Raw genomic sequence first — 4167 nt, 5'->3', positions numbered from 1 at the left:
GGCGCGGCGCGGCGCAGACGAGCGCGCCCGCCGACCGGCGCGGCCTGGCCGGCTGGCAGGTCGCGCTGCAGCGCGGCTGGGAGGTGCTGCGCGACGAGGCCCGCAGCCTCGTGCGCGTCAGCCGCATCGATCGGCCCGAGGCCATCTTGCTCGCGCCCGAACAGAGTTTCTTCCTGCGCGAAAACCTCAAGCTCAAGCTGCTCAACGCGCGCCTGGGGCTGCTCGCGCGCCAGTTCGAATCGGCGCGGGCGGACCTCGCCGCCGCCACGACCGCGTTGAACAAATACTTCGACCCTGCGTCGCGCCGCACGCAAAACGCCGCCACCGACTTGCAGCAGGTGCAGGCCGCAATGAGGGCAGCGCCATTGCCGCGGCTCGACGAAACCCTCTCCGCGCTGGCCACGGCCGCTGCGGGGCGTTGAGGCGGCGGTCCGTATGCGCGCGGCCCTGTGGATCCTGGCGCTGTTCGGCGTGGCCGTGGCCGTCGCGCTGTTTGCGGGCAACAACCAGGGCAGCGTGACCCTGTTCTGGCCGCCTTACCGCATCGACCTGTCGCTGAACTTGGTGCTGCTCGTCTCGGGCGGCGGCTTCGTCACGCTGTACGCCGCACTGCGCGCGCTCGCTGCGTTGCTGGAACTGCCGCACAAGGCGCGCCGCTGGCGCGCGCAGCAAAAGGAACGCGCCATGCACGGCGCCCTGCTCGACGCACTCATCCAGATGTTCGGCGGCCGCTTCATCCGCGCGCGCAAGGCGGCCGTGGCCGCCCTGGCGCAGGAACAGGCCCTGGCCGCGGGGGGCCAGGCCGTGCCGCACGGTCAGCAATTGCGCGTCCTGGCGCACGTGCTTGCGGCCGAATCCGCGCACGCCCTGCGGGACCACGCCGGGCGCGCAAGCCACTTGCAGGAGGCGCTGCGCGAGGCCCCGCACGCGGCAGCGTGAGCGAGCAGGAAATGCGCGAAGGTGCGCAACTGCGCGCCGCCCAGTGGGCGCTGGACGACCGGGACGCGGGCGCCGCATTTGAACGCCTGGCCACGCTGCCCCAAGGCGCGGCGCGGCGCACCCTGGCGCTGCGCATCAAACTCAAGGCCGCACGCCTGGCGCAGCAGACCCAGGAGGCGCTCGACACCGCGCGCCTGCTGGGCAAGCACCGCGCGTTCTCGCCCAGCGCAGCACAAAGCATCGTGCGCGGCCTGGCCATGGAGCTCATCGACAGCGCGCGCGACGGCGCGCAACTGGAGCAGATCTGGCGCGCGCTGGAAGGCCCGGAGCGCAATATGCCCGAGCTCGCGATCCACGCCGCGCAGCGGCTGGTGGCGCTGGGCGGCACAACCACCGAGGTGCGCGCCTGGCTGCTGCCCGTGTGGGAGCTCGTGCTGGAACTGCCCGACGCGCTCGCCGAACAGCACGCGCTGAAACTCGTGCGCGCCCTCGAAGCCGGGCTGGATGCGCTCGACGTCCCCTGGCTGGCGCGCATCGAAGCGGCCCAGCAGGCAAATCCGCGCGACGCCCGCTTGCAGTACCTGGCGGGAATGGCCTGCCTGAAGCGCCAGCTCTGGGGCAAGGCCCGGCAGTTGCTCACCCAGGCCGCCGAGCAGTTGGGCGACGCCGGCCTGCGCGCCAGCGCCTGGCGCCATCTGGCCGAGCTCGCCGAGCAGCGCGGGGACGACGGCGCTGCGGCCAGCGCCTGGAAAAAGTCGGCGCTGGATCGGTGATTGCGCCGCCCTCGGCCGGGAGGAAGCGGGCTTCACGGGGCGACGCAGTCCTTTGCGCGCAGAATCGGCGCCCATGCAACTGAACCACATCGCGAATGCCCCGGTCGCGTGCGCAACGGGCCGCACGATTCCGGTCATCGACCCGTCCGACGGTCAACCCTTCGACGCGATCCAGCGCAGCGGCGCCGAAGACATCGACGCCGCGGTGCGCGCGGCGCGCACGTGCCACGACACCTGGAAGATGGCTCCCGCCGAGCGGGGCCGCCTGCTGCAGCGGCTGTCCGCCAAGATACTGGAGCATGCCGACGAGCTGACCGCGCTGGAGCAGCGCGACTGCGGCAAGCCCACGCGGCAGGCGCGCAGCGACGCGCTCGCGCTCGCGCGCTACTTCGAGTTCTACGCCGGCGCCTGCGACAAGCTCCATGGCGCGACCATTCCCTGCGCCGACGGCTCGAGCGCGTTCACTTGGCGCGAGCCCCACGGTGTGACGGGCCATGTAATCCCCTGGAACTACCCCATGCAGATATTTGGCCGCAGCGTGGGCGGCGCGCTCGCGGCGGGCAATGCCTGCGTGGTCAAGCCGGCCGAAGACGCCTGCCTGTCGCTCATCCGCGTGGCGCAGTTGGCGGTCGAGGCGGGCCTTGCGCCGGGCGCGCTGAACATCGTCACCGGCTACGGCCATGAGGTGGGCGACGCGCTGGCGCGGCACCCGGGAATCGACCACATCAGCTTCACCGGCAGCCCCGCAATCGGCACGCTGATCCAGCAGCTGGCCGCCGAGCGCCACTGCCCCGTGACGCTGGAGCTGGGCGGGAAAAGCCCGCAAATCATCTTTGCCGACGCCGACCTGGACGCCGCCGTCCCCGCCGTCGTGCAGGCCATCGTGCAGAACGCCGGGCAGACCTGCTCGGCGGGGTCCCGCGTGCTGATCCACGCGCCGATCTACGAACCCCTGCTGGAGCGCCTGGGCCGGGCCTTTGAAGCGCTGCGCGTTGGCCCCGCCGCCATGGACCTGGACGCCGGCCCGCTGATCCGCCGCGCGCAGCAGCAGCGCGTGCGGGACTTCCTGGCGGACGCGCAGCGCGCCGGAATCCCCACGGTGGCGCAGGGCATCGTGGTCGACGAAGCGCCCGAGACCGGCTTCTACCAGGCACCCATCCTGCTGCGCGACGTGCCGGTGCAGCACCGCCTGGCGCAAGAGGAGGTCTTTGGCCCCGTGCTCTCGGCCATGGCTTTTCAGGACGAGGAGCAGGCCGTGGAACTGGCCAACGCCACGCGCTTCGGCCTGGTGGCAGGCATCTGGACGCGCGACGGCGCGCGCCAGCTGCGCATGGCCAGGCGTGTGCGCAGCGGCCAGGTGTTCATCAACAACTACGGCGCCGCAGGCGGCGTGGAACTGCCGTTTGGCGGCGTCAAGTCCAGCGGCTACGGTCGCGAAAAGGGCTTCGAGGCGCTATACGGCTTTACCACGCTCAAGACCGTGGCCATCCGGCACGGCTGAGTTCCGAATCCGGTACAAACAATACCGATTGCGGAACTGCGGGGAGTGGCAGGAGATAGACTTTCGCGCCATCGCGCCATCGAACGAAAAGCGCAATTTCATGCGCTGCCATTTGCGGGGCCGGGCACCAAGTCAGGCGAAGACGCCCGCCGTCTCCTGCATGCGGCCCGACAGTTCTCCCAGGTGGTGCTGCGTGTCGCCAAAAACCATTTCCAGCTGCGTGAGCTTTTTGAAATAGTGGCTCACGATGTATTCGTCGGCCACGCCGATTCCGCCGTGCAACTGCACCGCCTGCTGGCCCACGAAGCGCATCGACTGGCCCAGCTGCACCTTGGCGCGGGCCATGGCGGCGCGGCGTTGCGCAGCCGGCGCGTCCAGTTTGAGGCTGGCGTAGTAGCTCATCGAGCGCGCCAATTCCAGTTGCATCTTCATGTCGGCCACGCGGTGGCGCAGCGCCTGAAAGCTCGCGATGGGAACGCCGAACTGCTGGCGCTGGCGCAGGTATTCGATGGTGATGGCCAGGGTCCTGTCCATGACCCCCACGGCCTCGGCGCAGGCCGCGGCAATGCCGGTGTCCACGGCCTGTTCCAGCGCGGCCAGGCCGTCGCGGGTGAGGAGCGTGGCGGGGGCGTCGCTGAAGCGCACTTCGGCGGCGCGGCTGCCGTCCTGCGTGGCGTAGCCCTGCGCGCTCACGCCGGCGGCGGCGCGCTGCACCAGGAACAGCGCGATCCTGCCGTCGAGCCGGGCCGCGACGATGAAGGCGTCGGCCAAGTCCCCGGCTGCGACCAGGCTCTTCGCGCCGCTGAGCGCATGGCCAGCGCCCGACGCGCTGGCCTGGGTGTCGCACACGTCGAGGCGGTAGCGCGCCCTGCGCTCCTGCTGGGCCAGTACCAGCAGCGCTTCGCCGCTGGCGACGCGGGGCAACCAGGCCGACTGCACGGCGGCCGGCGCGTG

3 protein-coding genes and 1 pseudogene are annotated in these 4167 nt (G+C 71.1%); 3 read left to right on the top strand and 1 reads right to left on the bottom strand.

Annotated elements, in window-relative coordinates:
* The 3 genes and pseudogenes from VTU_RS0105355 to VTU_RS0105345 form a co-directional block, all read left to right on the top strand.
* On the top strand, positions 1-422 hold a 422-nt coding region (locus tag VTU_RS0105355; protein WP_010101596.1), incomplete at its 5' end, for a uroporphyrinogen-III C-methyltransferase.
* 13 nt (positions 423-435) lie between these two features.
* Positions 436-1712: pseudogene (locus tag VTU_RS25805) on the top strand (heme biosynthesis protein HemY).
* A gap of 73 nt (positions 1713-1785) precedes the next feature.
* Positions 1786-3213, top strand: a complete 1428-nt coding sequence (locus tag VTU_RS0105345) for an aldehyde dehydrogenase family protein (RefSeq protein ID WP_010101595.1) — start codon at positions 1786-1788, stop codon at positions 3211-3213.
* Between the two features lie 132 nt (positions 3214-3345).
* On the opposite strand, the gene VTU_RS0105340 is transcribed toward VTU_RS0105345, so the two are convergent.
* On the bottom strand, positions 3346-4167 hold an 822-nt coding region (locus tag VTU_RS0105340), incomplete at its 5' end, for an acyl-CoA dehydrogenase family protein (protein WP_010101594.1).

The organism is Verminephrobacter aporrectodeae subsp. tuberculatae At4 (assembly GCF_000193225.1).
Taxonomy (GTDB): domain Bacteria; phylum Pseudomonadota; class Gammaproteobacteria; order Burkholderiales; family Burkholderiaceae_C; genus Acidovorax; species Acidovorax aporrectodeae.
Note: the sequence above shows the minus strand (reverse complement) of the source record. Positions and strands in the feature narration are given on the sequence as shown.

Coding starts and splice junctions, on each gene's coding strand:
- VTU_RS0105345 (WP_010101595.1), top strand. CDS start 1,786: ATGCAACTGAACCACATCGCGAATGCCCCGGTCGCGTGCGCAACGGGC.